General features: G+C 59.8%; 19 protein-coding genes. 14 read left to right on the top strand and 5 right to left on the bottom strand.

Translation table 11 applies throughout. The annotated features are described in order from the left end of the window. Positions 1-120: 120 nt before the first annotated feature. The gene (locus QMZ05_RS00245; RefSeq protein WP_353698937.1) at positions 121-324 is read left to right on the top strand and encodes a hypothetical protein; all 204 of its coding nucleotides are present in this window, start codon (positions 121-123) and stop codon (positions 322-324) included. A gap of 13 nt (positions 325-337) precedes the next feature. Here QMZ05_RS00245 and QMZ05_RS00240 read toward each other — a convergent pair whose 3' ends face one another. Then, a complete protein-coding gene (locus QMZ05_RS00240; protein WP_050419149.1) occupies positions 338-523 on the bottom strand; it encodes a hypothetical protein in 186 nt (61 codons plus the stop codon). 236 nt (positions 524-759) lie between these two features. Here QMZ05_RS00240 and QMZ05_RS00235 point away from each other — a divergent pair, with 236 nt between their 5' ends. Next, the gene (locus tag QMZ05_RS00235; protein ID WP_021080362.1) at positions 760-1113 is read left to right on the top strand and encodes a phasin; all 354 of its coding nucleotides are present in this window, start codon (positions 760-762) and stop codon (positions 1111-1113) included. A gap of 25 nt (positions 1114-1138) precedes the next feature. On the opposite strand, the gene QMZ05_RS00230 is transcribed toward QMZ05_RS00235, so the two are convergent. Continuing rightward, positions 1139-1399, bottom strand: coding sequence for a hypothetical protein (locus QMZ05_RS00230; RefSeq protein WP_146987613.1), 261 nt, complete (start codon positions 1397-1399; stop codon positions 1139-1141). Between the two features lie 530 nt (positions 1400-1929). Beyond that, on the bottom strand, positions 1930-2115 hold the full coding sequence (locus QMZ05_RS00225) for a hypothetical protein (protein ID WP_074125408.1): 186 nt from the start codon (positions 2113-2115) through the stop codon (positions 1930-1932). A gap of 873 nt (positions 2116-2988) precedes the next feature. Here QMZ05_RS00225 and QMZ05_RS00220 point away from each other — a divergent pair. The 3 genes from QMZ05_RS00220 (at position 2989) to QMZ05_RS00210 (ending at position 4903) form a co-directional block, all read left to right on the top strand. Continuing rightward, positions 2989-3312, top strand: a complete 324-nt coding sequence (locus QMZ05_RS00220) for a hypothetical protein (RefSeq protein WP_353698936.1) — start codon at positions 2989-2991, stop codon at positions 3310-3312. Between the two features lie 151 nt (positions 3313-3463). Next, entirely contained in the window at positions 3464-3820 is a 357-nt protein-coding gene (locus QMZ05_RS00215; protein WP_353698935.1) for a hypothetical protein, read from the top strand. A gap of 48 nt (positions 3821-3868) precedes the next feature. After that, positions 3869-4903 carry a hypothetical protein gene (locus tag QMZ05_RS00210; RefSeq protein ID WP_353698934.1) on the top strand — a complete coding sequence of 345 codons (1035 nt, stop codon included), beginning with the start codon at positions 3869-3871 and terminating at the stop codon, positions 4901-4903. 473 nt (positions 4904-5376) lie between these two features. Here QMZ05_RS00210 and QMZ05_RS00205 read toward each other — a convergent pair whose 3' ends face one another. Beyond that, positions 5377-5583 (bottom strand): hypothetical protein, encoded by a 207-nt coding sequence (locus QMZ05_RS00205; protein WP_353698933.1) that lies wholly within the window; start codon positions 5581-5583, stop codon positions 5377-5379. 114 nt (positions 5584-5697) lie between these two features. On the opposite strand from QMZ05_RS00205, the gene QMZ05_RS00200 reads away from it, so the two are divergent. From QMZ05_RS00200 to QMZ05_RS00160, 9 genes are all read left to right on the top strand, one after another. Beyond that, a complete protein-coding gene (locus QMZ05_RS00200; RefSeq protein ID WP_353698932.1) occupies positions 5698-5865 on the top strand; it encodes a hypothetical protein in 168 nt (55 codons plus the stop codon). Continuing rightward, positions 5866-6120 carry a hypothetical protein gene (locus QMZ05_RS00195; RefSeq protein WP_353698931.1) on the top strand — a complete coding sequence of 85 codons (255 nt, stop codon included), beginning with the start codon at positions 5866-5868 and terminating at the stop codon, positions 6118-6120. A 700-nt stretch (positions 6121-6820) separates the two neighbouring features. Next, entirely contained in the window at positions 6821-7609 is a 789-nt protein-coding gene (locus tag QMZ05_RS00190; protein ID WP_353698930.1) for a hypothetical protein, read from the top strand. 67 nt (positions 7610-7676) lie between these two features. Further along, positions 7677-7913 (top strand): hypothetical protein, encoded by a 237-nt coding sequence (locus QMZ05_RS00185; protein WP_353698929.1) that lies wholly within the window; start codon positions 7677-7679, stop codon positions 7911-7913. 4 nt (positions 7914-7917) lie between these two features. Next, on the top strand, positions 7918-8211 hold the full coding sequence (locus tag QMZ05_RS00180) for a hypothetical protein (protein ID WP_353698928.1): 294 nt from the start codon (positions 7918-7920) through the stop codon (positions 8209-8211). A gap of 85 nt (positions 8212-8296) precedes the next feature. Next, positions 8297-8725, top strand: a complete 429-nt coding sequence (locus tag QMZ05_RS00175; RefSeq protein WP_353698927.1) for a GNAT family N-acetyltransferase — start codon at positions 8297-8299, stop codon at positions 8723-8725. Positions 8726-9073: 348 nt separating this feature from the next. Next, the gene (locus tag QMZ05_RS00170; RefSeq protein WP_353698926.1) at positions 9074-10300 is read left to right on the top strand and encodes an acyl-CoA dehydrogenase family protein; all 1227 of its coding nucleotides are present in this window, start codon (positions 9074-9076) and stop codon (positions 10298-10300) included. 10 nt (positions 10301-10310) lie between these two features. Then, entirely contained in the window at positions 10311-10865 is a 555-nt protein-coding gene (locus QMZ05_RS00165; protein ID WP_353698925.1) for a flavin reductase family protein, read from the top strand. An 8-nt stretch (positions 10866-10873) separates the two neighbouring features. Continuing rightward, a complete protein-coding gene (locus QMZ05_RS00160; protein ID WP_353698924.1) occupies positions 10874-11548 on the top strand; it encodes a TetR/AcrR family transcriptional regulator in 675 nt (224 codons plus the stop codon). A 6-nt stretch (positions 11549-11554) separates the two neighbouring features. On the opposite strand, the gene QMZ05_RS00155 is transcribed toward QMZ05_RS00160, so the two are convergent. Continuing rightward, positions 11555-12430, bottom strand: a complete 876-nt coding sequence (locus QMZ05_RS00155; RefSeq protein ID WP_353698923.1) for a polysaccharide deacetylase family protein — start codon at positions 12428-12430, stop codon at positions 11555-11557. Between the last annotated feature and the right edge of the window lie 4 nt (positions 12431-12434).

Below are 12434 nucleotides of genomic sequence, written 5' to 3'. Positions count from 1 at the left end.
GATGATGCGATGGGGGCGCCAGATGCCTCGATCGCGCCAGCTCGCCATCAATCTGTGCTGTCCATGAAGCCGCCGCGGCAAAGACAAAGTCTGATCCAAATGCGGCACTAGTCGAGGCGAATGGCAAACAATCCATTCGCTGAATTTTCACTCGAGCGCGCCATCGGCTTGCGCTGGACCCTCCGGGATATCCAGGCCGGCAGGCTCAAATTGTCACCGGTCAGCGACGAGGATCTGGACATCCTCACCGAGCTTGGTCTGGTCGAATTGCATGACGGCGCGCCCGAGCTGACGGAAGCGGGAGCCGCGGTGTTGAACGACTGAACGTGCCGGCAGCCTAGCGCGCGTTCAGGAAGCTTTCGCCGGAATTGCAGGGCGCGCACTGATAGGTCAGCACGTCGTAGACTTGGTCGCGCGGCTCGATCAAGGCAAGCCGCATCTGTGTGCCGCACTTCATGCACGGCATCTCTATGCTGGTCTTGAAGCGGGTGCAGGTCGGTGTCGGACGAACGGCGCGCAGCATCGGATCCCCTTATTCCCCAAGAGACGCGAGATGAGAACGCGACCAACGACGAGGCCGAATCACTATGCCACAGTGCTGACATGATTGGAATCCGGCGATGGCGCAGTCCAGTCGCCGCTAGGTAATTTTTCCTCGGCCACCGGAGCGAGCGGGACCTCTCATCGTTGGCGATACGGCGCTGACGCCGTCACAATCTATGCTAACGTCTGCCGACGCTTATTTCAGGGGGCGCGATCATGATTGAACCGAAGCTTGAAGTTCCCGCCGAGCTGCGCGATCTCGCGGAAAAGACCATTGACCAGGCCGAACAGGCCTTCAGCCTGTTCTTTGATGCCGCGAGCAAGTCGATGACGGCGATGCCGGGTACCGGTACCGAGATTTCCAAACAGGCGCTGTCGTTCACCGAGCAGAACATGAAGGCGGCGTTCGAGCATGCGCGCAAGCTCGTGCACGCGACCGATCTGCAGGAGGCGATGCGGATCCAGTCGGAATTCCTGCGCAGCCAGTTCACCAATGCCGGCGAACATATGCGGCAGATCAGCGGAAGCGTGATGTCCGCAACCAAGGACGCCACGAAGGGCAAATTCTAGGACAGTCCTCGCCGCGCATTGACGCCTAGCGCCGGCGCGCGACGGCAATGCCGAGCAGAAACGCAACGAACAGACTTGCGAGCGGCGCTTCGCGCGTGACCGCGCTCACCGTGGCGAGGGCTCCGCCCGGCCGGCGCGAGCTTGCGATCGCCTCGCTGAGGCGATCGGCGGCCGCGCGAAGTCCGTCAGACACCTCCGTAATGGTTCGCGAAACGTCGGTCGCGGTGTCGATCGCTCGCTCACCGAGCGTGGGCTGAAGCGGAGACTCGGGTGTTTCGGAGCTCATGTGCCGTGCCGCGATTTCACTGAAGGCCCAGGTGCCGTCACGTTTGGCAATCCGGGCGTGCTTTGAACGGCCGGTAGCGGCCGCATATCGTGGAAATTCGGTGGCTATGGATTGGTTCCACCAACATGTCTCGCTTTCACATCGGGGAACCGGAAACTTACGCGCCGGTCGCGGCTTGTTTCCGTGGAGGAGACGATCATGACAATGCAGGTGCATGGCATATCGGATGGCCGTCCGGTTGAGCATCGGAATCGGCATGGTGGCACGCCGCTGCTGGTTGCGGCGGTGGTTGCGATCCTCGGCGTGTTGGGCATGCTGGTCGTCGACCACGGTCCGTGGAGCAAGCCGAAGGTTCAGCCGGCCGCTTCCGCCAATTACTCGACGACAGGCGAGGCCGCACGTGCGGCTGGCGCAAGGGTGGTGCCGACTGAGCCCAAGGCACCGATAGAGCCTGTTCCACCCGGCCCAAAGCCGGCTCAACCGGCAAACCCGATTCCGCCGCAATAGATGCCGGCGTGCGCGCGGGATGATCAGCGCACGCTGACGAGCATGCCCCACGCCGCGGCGAACCCCGCACCGACGAGAACCAGCACCGGGCTGTCGCAGAAGATGCCGCCATACTGGCACATGGTGGCACCGATGGAGCCGATCTGATGATGGCCTGCGGCATAGAACAGGCCGGACAGGACCGCGAGCACGGCAGCAACGAAATACATCGGCGCTTCCTTCCTGCAATCTAACGGCGGCGCGGGTCGGTTGAACTGACGCGAGCCAAAAAACTGTCCTGATGTCGATACAAGCGCTGCGAGCCGCTCGTCCGTTTGACGCGTCGGGCAACTCAGCGGCACACTGACATCATCGCAACAAGCATAGGGCGATCGGCGCCAGCTCGTGTTGCGATTCCGGGATCATGAGCGGACTTTCGGTGAAGGAGGTTTCTCACCATCGAAGCCGACGCATCATATTTTACCGATCGTGTTCAGCTCGCAAGAACGGGTTGACACGTCGGGCAACTCAGGGCCATAATCCGAAAATCAGAAATTGTTGAGCCCGCGCGGAGCAATCCGCGGCGGGCTTTTTCTTTGCCGTTTCACCGATCGGACGGCAGCCGCAACGTCACGACGCCACATCCTCCCGGCCCCGTCGCCTAAGCGTCGTCAGCGCGCCGCCGTCCGAACCTTTTGAAGCGAGCACGAATTGGCCGGCGCGCGCGAACGCGCCGGTCCTGCGGCGCGGCGAAAGCCGGCGCCGCCCGCGGCCCCACTCGTCAGGGATAAGGTTCGCGCCCCAAAGATCGCCGCCTGCTGCGCGATCTGCCGCACATTCCTATCTATGGTTACATGTACTGCAATGACTGCCGTTGCGATGAATGCCGGGTAGGGTCTGCAAAATTGTCTTGCGCAGATCATTGGTCCAAGCTGTCTATCCTCTTGCACAAAAAATCCTGAACCATACGCAACAAATGCTCGGGTCGGACAAGGGAGGCCTGCTATCTTGTACGGGTGAGTCTCAAAGAGCCAAGTGCGCCTCTCTTTTGACCCAGCCGGACGGGCGATGGCGTAGGTGGGGCGCTTCTGCGGAATCCGTTGATGGACGCTGGTCAGATTTTTGACGCGTTACCCGCGATCAATCACATCTTCACAATTGCCGCTATTGGATGCGTGTTTTCAACGTATTTCCTTCATCGTCGTCTTGCGGCGTACAGATTGATCCTGTCTGTGGGGATCGCCTTTGGTCTTTCCGCACTGGCGATCGCGATCACGGCAGTACTGCTGTCTCCCTTCCCGCACCCTGCCATTCGATTGCTTGCGATCAACATGCTCTTGTGGTGTTCGCCGCTGGCTGTCGCCCTTCTGGCGATACTGGCGCGCATCAAACGGCTAACGCGCATGCGCCTGTGGAGCAGAGCATAGTAGTGCTGGCATGCGTCATTGTCGATTGGGCGGGAGTTTGTGCTCTTATCTCGGTTCTTTCGTAAGCGCGCTGACGGACGCGCTTGGCTCAGCAACGGGAGCAGTCCTGACTAACAAGGCGCTCACGCATATATCTTCTGCGGGACTGTCCATGGACTGTGAACTTATCAACGGGCTGCCTACGATCAATAATCTCTGCACGATCGCCTGTATTGGATGCGTGCTTCCAACATACTTTTTGGTCCTTCGTCCCACGATCTATCGATTGATGCTGTCCTTTGGCATCGTTTTCGCCGTTGCGACCTGGGCGTTCGTGACCATGCTCGACTTTTCTTGTTCGCTCTTCATTCCTTGGCCCTTCATGAATTCGGTCCCCAATATTGTCCTGATAGCAATATTGGCAGGCATCGCGTGGGTAACCCGCGTGAATTTATGGAGCACGGTGGTCCTCACCAGCGCCTTGGCCAATTGGGCTGGATTCGCGGCTATCCTCTGGATTCTTGCTTAAGCCGATAACTTGGCCAAATCATCATCATAGTCGGCGAATAGGATATCGATGGACCCCCTTCCGTCATATAGCAAGAAAACACTTGCTGATATTCAATCGATGGCGCCTGAGATCATCGCTGCGGCAGCGAGGTTGGGAGTGCCCGCCGAGGCGATTGCCGGAAGCCTCGCTCAGGAGCAATTCGACCAGACTGCGAGCTACCGGAACGAGGTGAAGCTTACGGGCTCAACCTATCTGGCAATTCGCTTTCTAGGAGAGGCGCTCGAAAGAGGAGCGAAAATCAATCCATCTGATCCCCTGCAGGGAGCTTCCAGCTACATCCTGCATCGGTACAATTCCGATCCAAACGCGATAACGGTTGGGTCGGATGCTCAAAAGAAGCTCAAGAATGGTCTGCTTATTGACTATGGCCCGGCTGGAGTGAAATTCCAGAACGCCATTCGCGCGATTCTGAATAACCCGGACGACCCCGGCTTCGCGCCTTATAGGAACAATCTATTCTCTGCAGGCGTCGCGTTGCAGAACGGAAGCGACAAGGCTCTTTTGGCATCATCGATGGCTGCGTATTTGCGGGATGGCCTTGGCGTCTATCAATCCAACATGAGCGTCAACGGAGATCCGACAACGGGGATCAACGCCTGGAACGGCTTGAGCCCCGAGCTGCAACGAGCGCTGCTGGTGCAGTTTTACAAACAGGGTCCAACCCCGGAGCGGGTGTTGAGAAGCAAGTGGAATGCTGCGCAAAATCACGCTCCATATATTCCGCAGATTGGCGCAGATGGTGCGGGCGCGACATATCTGGCAAACCGAGCCGCAGTGGCCCAGGCGTTGGCTGATGCGCCGACGGACTTTGCAGGCCGCTGGAGCGCGAGGCCGGCAGCTGCTTCGATGGATGTCGGCGCCGTCCTCCGTTACGGCACCAGACGACGGTTCGCGGGAGGAGGCCGGCAAGGCAGATGCTCGACGTCTCGTGCGCGTACCCGTCACAGGCGAGGGCCAAACAGCGTTCGACGCTGGAGCGACGGCCGTACCGTTCGCTCCCGCTTCGACAATACGTCCTGGCCGGTCCGCTGCGTTCGATGAACGGTTTCCTGCGGCCACTCCGCCGGCAGGTGCGTCCTCAGCTTGGGTGACACAATTGAGCCCGTTCAGTGGACTGCCTATGCGATATCTGCCGCCGTCGGTGTTCGGCTTTCCGGACAATTCCGACGTTCCGGAGACGGATTTCAATGATTGGCTTGCCGGCCTGATCCGGCTACGTCCTCGTCGGTGACCGTCCACGGGCGACCATCGCAGCAAGGAAGCAACTCGGCGCGCACGCGGTCTTGCCTTATCGGCAGCCTTGTCGGTCTTGAAAATGCCCGCCGCAACAGTGTACGGCCGCTGTAGCAACTGGCGCGTCGCAATTTACCGATCGGATTCAGTTTGTAAAAGCGGTTGACACGTCGGGCAACTCAGGGGCATAATCGGAAAATCAGAAATTGTTGAGCCCGCGCGGAGCGATCCGCGGCGGGCTTTTTCTTTGCCGTTTCACCGATCGGACGGCGGCCGCAACGTCACGACGCCACATCCTCCCAGCCCGTCGCCTGAGCGTCGTCTGCGCGCCGCCGTCCGAACTCTTTTGAAGCGAGCACGAATTGGCCGGTGCGCGCGAACGCGCCGGTCCGCGCGGCGCGGCGAAAGCCGGCGCCGCCCGCGGCCCCACTCGCCAGGGATAAGGTTCGCGCCCCAAAGATCGCCGCTCGCTGCGCGATCTGCCGCATATTCATTCATGGCCGCATCGCGCGCTGTTGGCCGACCAACGAGGTTTGCATGATGACCTATCCGATATCGCTCGCGGTCATGAGTCTGATCGCCATTGCATTGCTGGAGGCGGCATGAGCGCCGAGATCATCCAGTTCATCCCGCGACCGCGCCGGGATCGTGAACAGTCGGACTTTCCCACGATCGCATTTCGCTCTACGTTGCCCGATCCCGATCCCGGTACGGATCACGCGGACACGGCTCCGAGTGAATATCTCCCGTCCGATTGGCAGGAGAAGTGAGTGGCGAAGACGATTACACAGATCCGTTCGCTTGCGAGGAGTCATACGAGAAGCGCGATCAACGTGTTGGTCGGCGTGATGCGATCGACCAGCGCAACGCCGGCCGCCCGGGTCTCCGCCGCCAATGCTATCCTCGATCGCGGCTGGGGCAAAGCGCCGCAGGCGATCGAAAATGGCGACGGCGCATTCGAACTCGTGCACCGCATCGAGAGGATTATCGTCGAACCCGAGGAGGTTGAAGGGGAAGAGACCTGAGAGCCGCGGTCGCAGCCCCGCGTATTCCAGCGACTGGGTCGTGCCGCTTTGTCGAAGCTCGCTCCAGGCACGTTCAATCACATCCATGCGAGGTCGGACGGCTACCACGGATGGTCGCCGTATCGTGCATCTCTTCCAACGAAGTCGCTCTACCCGCTCGTTCGACAGCATGATATCAATCACGGCGTGTTCAGGTGGAGTGCCTCCGCGGCAACAATCAATGTGGATTATCCAGGCCATCGTTGAGTTGCTCTTCTACATTATCGTTGATGTGATCGGATACACCGTTGCTCGGCTCATTGTGCCGCTCGTTTCGTTTGGGCGTGTTCAAGTAGCCCCCTACTATTGCGACGAAAGGGAATTCAGTTGGCTTGGCGGTCGGCGCGATGGCCCCGGAAGGTTGGTGCTTGGAGCGAGCGTCGCAAGCAGTATTGGGCTTCTCATCTGCGCGCTCTATCTAGCCGCGGTCTTATGGTTCGTTGGGTGACCCAGTCGCCTCTGAACGCAGCAAGGAGAGCGCATCCTAATCTTCAGCACGTCAGAGGTTGAGCGTCAGATTGCTCGGCCGCCGCGTTGCGTGTTCGCGCTTCGGCGACTCCACGAGCGAGCTAAATGAGGGCGCGTCGGCGCACGTTGAAGATTGCTTGCTGTCTTAGCCCGTTTTCGTTTCCCGTACCTTACGCTGGAGTGGAGATTGCTAGTGTGGCAGCTATTCTTAGATGAATTCGCAAGACGGCTTCTATTGCAAGCCGTGAAAGGGGAGGGTCTGAAGGCATTCCGGGAGCTCTTCCATAGCGACTTGAGTAAGCCCGAAGCATATGCAGACCGGATCAAGCGAGAGTTCGGTCTTCACAACTATGCCCAAGCTCGAGCCCTATACGATTCGAATCGCGACTATTGGGAAGAGCTCTACGGCGATGACCCTCTTAATTCACGCAATCATCCTGCTTCTCCTCCGCAGAGTTTGTTGCCGCGCAACAATGCGAGGCGAGAGTGGCCCGATGACTACTACAATTTGGGGCAAACGAATTCTGGGGCCTTCGGCCGCTTCGGCACCGGCGGACAGTTTTCGCCGGGATCGGCGACGTCGTCGCAACCGCTCTACGAGACGCTATCACTGGTCGCACCGCCTGACAGTCCCTCGCAGGCTTCGAGGAGCGATGGATCGTCTCTTCGGCGTCTCGTTCGTATCCCGCTCTCAGGTGAGGAGCAAAATGCATTCGACGCCGGAGCGCCGGCCATGCCGTTCGCCCCGCCTGGCTCGATGCCTCCCAGTGGCCGGCCCGCTACGTTCGATGAACGCTTTCCAGCGTCCGCTCCGCCGGCGGGTACGCCTTCGGACGCGATGAGGCCGCTGAGCCCGTTCAGCGGACAGCCCATGCGATTTCTGCCTCCGTCTGTTTTTGGCTTTCCGGAAAAGCCCGAGGTTCCGGAGACGGATTTCGATGATTGGCTTGCGGGCCTGATCCGGCCGCGCCCTCGTCAGTGACGGTTCACGGCTGACGATCGCCGAGGACTCCGCCCGGCGCAAGCCACTTTGCCTATCGAGAGCAGCCTTGTCGATCCTGAGAATTCCAACCGCAAAAGTGTTCGAGCCGTTGTTGCAGCCCGCGCGCTACAAGGGGGCATTCGGAGGCAGAGGCTCCGGTAAATGCGTGATCTGGGACAAAGTTCTCGGCCTTGGGACAACGCCGCAACTAGCCGGAGATGTCAGCACCTGGGCCGGCATGATCATGGGCTTCTACTTTGGAAAGCGAACGTTTGAGAATGTCGCCCGCATCATACGACGGTGACCCGATGCGCGAAGCCGATGTCAAGGCAATCGTGATGGCAACGTTGATCGAACAGGATCGGGTGCGCAGAAGCGACATCGATGCCGTCGTGGTCAAGACCATCGCCACAGTCCTGACCTCATTCGGCTTTGAAGAGGGAGATCGACGCGAGCTGCGCGCCGATTTTCAGCACCTGCGGCGGTGGCGGCGAAGTGTCGAGCAGGCGCAGAGTTACACTTTCAAGGCAGTGATTACTGTCATCGCCACGGGCTTTCTCGGAGCCGTTTGGCTGGGCATCAAAGCTACGCTCGGAAAGTAACTTGCCTCGCCCCTGGCGCGGGCGGACGCGTCCAGATCGTTGGTCTGGGCACCTTGGCCGACAATGAAATTCTTGAGGGCGGCAAATGTACCGGATTTGCGAGGTCGACGCGCAGGATGAAGAGGTCGCGGACTCACTTGCCGAGCTCCATCGGCTGATATTCTGCGACGGGACCCGTGCGCCGGATTTCGAGCACGGGCATTGGTGGATTGCGTTCTACGGAGCGAAGCCAATTGCATTTGCTGGCGTCATTCCCTCAACGCATGTTGCCAACGCGGGGTATCTGAGCCGTGTTGGCGTTGCCATGCCGCATTGCGGCCACGGCCTGCAAGTGCGGCTTACTCGCGCGCTGGAAGCGCGAGCGCGGCGGGCCGGCTGCAAAACGATAGTTTCGGACACGACCGATAACGTTTTTTCGGCCAATAACTTTATCCGGCTGGGCTATAGGCTCTTCGAACCGGTCTCGCCCTGGGCATGGCACCACACGCTGTATTGGCGAAAGGAGCTCGTCTAATCCTCGGAGGAGGATAGGGCAACTGTCGACAGTTCGGCGAGGTGGCGAGCCCGGTGGTCGAATGGGCCGGAGCCTTTTTGCGTTTCCGGTTTCAGGTGGCTCCTTCGGCGGGCCACCGGTGTCAGCCGGACCTCGGACCCCACATCGAATTTCCGCGAGAGAGTGTTGGAGTGACCTGCCTCGTGCGGATGCATGCGTTCCCTCAACGGGTGGCGGCGGTTGTCGATTCCGTGCCTCGAATTGGCGCGACGCAGGTTAACGCGTCTTGATCTCTGGTGATCGCTCGATAAACTGAGCCAATCGGCCCGATCGCCCGAATGTCTTGGAGATCGAACAAAGGAAGAGACCATGGTTGAGGTTGGCCGCGGGCTCGACGCGAAGATGCCGCCAGCGCCGGACCGGGATCTTTACTCGCTGATGGTCGCACGAGCGAGAGGGCTTGTGCCGGCCTTGCGAGAACGGGCGGCGCGCACCGAAGAGCTGCGCCGGTTGCCAGCGGAGACAGAGCGGGATCTGCATGATAGCGGGCTCTTTCGAATCCTGCAGCCGAAGCGTGTTGGAGGGAGCGAACTCGACTACGTTGCGCTCGTCGACTGTGCTGATGCTCTGGGGCAGGGCGACGCTTCGGTTTCGTGGAACTTTGCCAATCTTGCGAGCCACCACTGGATGCTGGGTATGTTCGCGCCGGAGGCGCAGAGCGCCGTGTGGGGTGACAATCCCGATACCCTGATCGCATCTTCCTTCGTTTTCCCAGCAGGTCGGGCCAGGAAGACAAGTGGCGGATATATCCTGAGTGGTCATTGGCCGTTCTCATCCGGGGTAGAAGCATGCGGGTGGAACATGCTCGCGAGCGTGGTTGCGTCGGATGATGAGGTCGATGGTGTCGAGTATCGGCTGTTCCTGCTGAACAGGCGGGACTACAGCATCGAAGACACCTGGAATGCCGCCGGTTTGCGTGGAACCGGGTCGAACGATGTGCGGGTAGCTGACGCGTTCGTTCCCGAGCATATGACGGTTGCCGTCAGCGATCTTGCCGGTGGTGCGACGCCAGGCAGCGTTGTCAATCCGAGCGCGCTTTACATGCTTCCGGTTTTCTCGTTATTTCCCTACGTATTGTCCGGAGTTGGCCTGGGAAATGCCCAGGCTTGCCTTGATGATTATGTCGAGATCGCGCGATACCGCGCTTCGACATACAATCGGGCCAAGATCGGGGACCTGCAGAGCACACAAATCAAGATCGCTGAAGCGTCGGCGAAGATAGATGGCGCGCGGCTGATCATGCGCACCAACTGCGTCGAGGTGCTTGCGGAGGTTCGGCGTGGCGATATCCCGGGCATTGCTGCGAAGACGAAGCTCCGGCGCGATGGCGCGTTCGCGGTCAATCTGTGCACTGAAGCGGTGTCTCTCCTGTTCGCGGCGAGCGGGGCGCGCAGCCTGTTCACATCAGGTGCATTGCAGCGTCAATTCCGCGATGCGCATGCGGTGAACTCGCATCTTGCCTTCAATTTCGACGCGGCAGGCACCAATTACGGGCGGGTGGCTCTTGGGCTGCCGTCCGAAAACCTGACGCTTTGAGGCTGGCCGGATGTCCGACTCACCCAAACATCCACCGGATCCGGCCAGCGAGCTCGCAAGCGACAGTTCGACGATCGATCCTCGCGACTTTCGCAATGCGCTCGGTACGTTTGCGACCGGTGTAACGATTGTCACCGCAATGTCGGCCGAAGGACGGCCGTACGGAATTACTTGCAATTCCTTCGCGTCAGTGTCGCTCAATCCGCCGCTGGTGCTGTGGAGCCTGGGGATGTTTTCGCAGGGGCTGCCGATCTTCCAGAATGCCAGCCACTTCACGGTCAATGTTCTTGCTGCGTCGCAGCAGACGTTGGCGATGCAGTTTGCCAAATCGTCGGGTGACAAGTTCGCGGGTGTGACCTGGACTCCAGGCCTTGGGAACGCTCCAGTGCTTGCCGACGTGGCCGCAAATTTCCAGTGCCGTGCCGCCAACCGCTACTACGGCGGTGATCACGTCATTTTCCTCGGAGCGGTGGAAGCCTATGCTTACAGCGTGAACAGTCCGCTGTTGTTCTCGCGGGGAGGTTTTGGCCGGTTCTTGGCTGACGACGGTGACAAGCCATCATGAATCGAAAGATGACCGTCAAGCGAGTTCGTACCAAGCAGAAGCGACTATCAGCTGACGACCGTCGCAGTGAATTCGTCACCAAGGCTACCGAGTTCTTTGCGGAGGAGGGGTTCGGCGGCGGCACGCGTGCCCTCGCTCGCAAACTCGGTGTGACCCAGCCGTTGCTTTATCGCTATTTTCCGAGCAAGGACGATCTCATCAAGGAGGTCTACCGCAAGGTCTATCTCGAACCCCTTGAAATCGGCTGGGAGAAATTGCTGTCTGATCGATCTCGTCCGCTCCGTGTGCGGCTGCAAGTGTTCTACGAAGTATATACAGACGCAATCTTCAATCGAAGATGGCTGAGGATCTACCTTTACTCGGGCCTGAAGGGTCTCGATATCAATCGCTGGTATGTTGGCATGGTCAAGGACAAGATCCTGACCCGCATTCTAAGGGAGTGCCGCCACGACGCCGGCCTCGCGACGCAGAGCCGGCCCAGCGCTGCCGAACTGGAACTGGCCTGGGTGTTTCACGGCGGCATTTTCTATTACGGCGTACGCAAATACATCTACGAAGCGCCTGTCCTCGAGGACAAGGCGCAGATGATCAGTGACGCGCTGGACATCTTCCTCGCGGGATTTGAGCGGATGGCGGAGAGCGCGACCGATCGACGGAGGGCGCCGATCAAAGTCGTCGGCTGAGCCGGATTACTTCCGCGCCATCTGATCTCGATACCAGTCGCCGATCTCGCTCGCCGTCATGAGCGCCACGCCGTCATGACCGATGACGTAGTCGAGCAGGGCTTCAAGGTACTTGATTCGATGTGGGACCCCCGTGATGTAGGGATGCACCGAAATCGCCATGATTCGGGCATTCTCCGCACCTTCGAGATACAGCCGATCGAACTGGTCGGTGCAGCGCGTCAGGAACTGTTCCGACGGCAGGTGCTGCAGGGCGTGAATGACTATGTCGTTGGTCTCGACCGAATAGGGAATTGTCGTCACAGTTCCATGCGGCGTGGCGATCTCTTGCGGAAGATCGTCAATCACCCAATCGGCCACGTATTCGATCCCGTTGAGGCGCAGGAGGTCGAGCGTTTCTTCGGTTTCGGTCAGGCCCGGGCTCTCCCATGATCGCGGTGGCTTGCCGGTGAATCCGGCAATGGTGTCGACCGCGCGCTTGATCGCATCCGCCTGGTTCTCCACCTTTTGCATCGGTCCCTGGACGAATCCGTGTCCCATGAATTCGAAGCCGGCCTCGAGCGCGACCGACGCGACGCGCGGATAGCTGTTGCAGACGTTGGCATTCGCAGCCAGCGTCACCGGTATCTTTCGGTCGGTGAGGGCCTTGAATTGCCGCCAGAAGCCGGCACGCATGCCGTATTCATGCCAAGACCAGTTCGGCACGTCGGGCAGCAGGGGCTGGCCCATCGGCGGGCTCAGCACAGTACGCGGCATCGGATTCTCGATGCGCCATTCCTCGACATTGAGGATGACCCAGACGGCAAGCTTCTTGCCATGAGGTAACGTCAGCTTCGGCCGGTCGACCTGTGCCTGGTACGGAATGCGATCAGTGAAAGCCACGTCG

The sequence above is a fragment of the Bradyrhizobium sp. INPA03-11B genome (assembly GCF_040446015.1).
Lineage (GTDB): Bacteria > Pseudomonadota > Alphaproteobacteria > Rhizobiales > Xanthobacteraceae > Bradyrhizobium > Bradyrhizobium macuxiense_A.
This window is presented reverse-complemented; position numbering and strand designations above follow the sequence as displayed.

What these genes read in the sequence shown, in the direction of transcription:
- QMZ05_RS00175 (WP_353698927.1), top strand. Translation starts at nt 8,297, where the DNA reads ATGTACCGGATTTGCGAGGTCGACGCGCAGGATGAAGAGGTCGCGGAC.
- QMZ05_RS00220 (WP_353698936.1), top strand. Translation starts at nt 2,989, where the DNA reads ATGGACGCTGGTCAGATTTTTGACGCGTTACCCGCGATCAATCACATC.
- QMZ05_RS00205 (WP_353698933.1), bottom strand. Translation starts at nt 5,583, where the DNA reads ATGCGGCAGATCGCGCAGCGAGCGGCGATCTTTGGGGCGCGAACCTTA.
- QMZ05_RS00170 (WP_353698926.1), top strand. Translation starts at nt 9,074, where the DNA reads ATGGTTGAGGTTGGCCGCGGGCTCGACGCGAAGATGCCGCCAGCGCCG.
- QMZ05_RS00235 (WP_021080362.1), top strand. Translation starts at nt 760, where the DNA reads ATGATTGAACCGAAGCTTGAAGTTCCCGCCGAGCTGCGCGATCTCGCG.
- QMZ05_RS00180 (WP_353698928.1), top strand. Translation starts at nt 7,918, where the DNA reads ATGCGCGAAGCCGATGTCAAGGCAATCGTGATGGCAACGTTGATCGAA.
- QMZ05_RS00210 (WP_353698934.1), top strand. Translation starts at nt 3,869, where the DNA reads ATGGACCCCCTTCCGTCATATAGCAAGAAAACACTTGCTGATATTCAA.
- QMZ05_RS00165 (WP_353698925.1), top strand. Translation starts at nt 10,311, where the DNA reads ATGTCCGACTCACCCAAACATCCACCGGATCCGGCCAGCGAGCTCGCA.
- QMZ05_RS00245 (WP_353698937.1), top strand. Translation starts at nt 121, where the DNA reads ATGGCAAACAATCCATTCGCTGAATTTTCACTCGAGCGCGCCATCGGC.
- QMZ05_RS00200 (WP_353698932.1), top strand. Translation starts at nt 5,698, where the DNA reads ATGAGCGCCGAGATCATCCAGTTCATCCCGCGACCGCGCCGGGATCGT.
- QMZ05_RS00215 (WP_353698935.1), top strand. Translation starts at nt 3,464, where the DNA reads ATGGACTGTGAACTTATCAACGGGCTGCCTACGATCAATAATCTCTGC.
- QMZ05_RS00240 (WP_050419149.1), bottom strand. Translation starts at nt 523, where the DNA reads ATGCTGCGCGCCGTTCGTCCGACACCGACCTGCACCCGCTTCAAGACC.
- QMZ05_RS00230 (WP_146987613.1), bottom strand. Translation starts at nt 1,399, where the DNA reads ATGAGCTCCGAAACACCCGAGTCTCCGCTTCAGCCCACGCTCGGTGAG.
- QMZ05_RS00160 (WP_353698924.1), top strand. Translation starts at nt 10,874, where the DNA reads ATGACCGTCAAGCGAGTTCGTACCAAGCAGAAGCGACTATCAGCTGAC.
- QMZ05_RS00225 (WP_074125408.1), bottom strand. Translation starts at nt 2,115, where the DNA reads ATGTATTTCGTTGCTGCCGTGCTCGCGGTCCTGTCCGGCCTGTTCTAT.